The sequence below is a fragment of the Saccharomonospora iraqiensis subsp. paurometabolica YIM 90007 genome (genome assembly GCF_000231035.2).
GTDB lineage: Bacteria > Actinomycetota > Actinomycetes > Mycobacteriales > Pseudonocardiaceae > Saccharomonospora > Saccharomonospora paurometabolica.
Genome location: NZ_KI912185.1, coordinates 76,524 through 76,974, shown reverse-complemented (window position 1 = coordinate 76,974; position 451 = coordinate 76,524). Strand labels below are relative to the sequence as shown.

Below are 451 nucleotides of genomic sequence, written 5' to 3'. Positions count from 1 at the left end.
GGCCAGCTCCCCGGCGAGGTCGCCGCGGTCCCCGACGACGACGTCGTCGAGCCCCAGCCAGTGCGCCATCGTGGTGAGTTCGGCGGCGAGTTCGGCGGCCACCCGGGCGCGGTCCACCCCGTCCTCGGCGAACGCACCCGGCACCCGCAGCACCGACGCGGCCCGGTCGGCCTTGAGGTCGACCCGGCCGACCAGGTCCCCGTCCAGCAGGAACGGGAAGACGTAGTAGCCGTAGACCCGCTTCGCCGCGGGCACGTAGATCTCGATGCGGTAGCGGAACCCGAACAGGCGCTCGGTGCGCTCGCGCTCCCACACCAACGGGTCGAACGGGCACAGCAGCGCCCGCCCCGGCACCGCGCGCGGGGTGCGGGCGGCGACGTGCCGGTAGGCGCGGTGGCGCCAGCCGGGGACCCGCACCGGTTCGAGAGCGCCCTGTTCGACCAGTTCCTCC

The 451-nt window shown here is 74.9% G+C and carries 1 protein-coding gene; it reads right to left on the bottom strand.

From position 1 onward, the window contains the following. On the bottom strand, positions 1 to 451 hold a 451-nt coding region (locus SACPADRAFT_RS0200435; protein WP_198048233.1), incomplete at both ends, for a DNA glycosylase AlkZ-like family protein.